At 62.9% G+C, this 283-nt stretch carries 1 pseudogene; it reads right to left on the bottom strand.

The annotated features are described in order from the left end of the window. Window positions 1-283 (bottom strand): annotated as a pseudogene (locus EN857_RS34285) (exopolyphosphatase); the annotation flags it as partial.

Genomic DNA, 283 nt, shown 5'->3' on the forward strand with positions numbered 1-283 from the left:
GGCCGAGATCAGCGGATCGGCCTTCTGCTCGGCCGCCTCGAGCAGTGAATAGAGAAAGCCTTCGCGCACGCCTTGCGCCGAAACGACGATCCTGGACGGTTGCATCGCCGTCATGATTTCCTGCAGCACGAGCGCGCCGTATGGCAGCAGCGAGCGGCGGTTCTTGGAGACGCCCTCGATACCCCTCACCTTTTCGACCTCGCCCCTGGCCACCTGCTTGAGGAAGGTTTGGGCACTGTCGGCCGATATCTCGTAGTGGTGCATGACGCCGAGCGGGTAGTTG

Origin of the sequence: Mesorhizobium sp. M4B.F.Ca.ET.214.01.1.1, assembly GCF_004791545.1 — a bacterium.
Lineage (GTDB): Bacteria > Pseudomonadota > Alphaproteobacteria > Rhizobiales > Rhizobiaceae > Mesorhizobium > Mesorhizobium abyssinicae.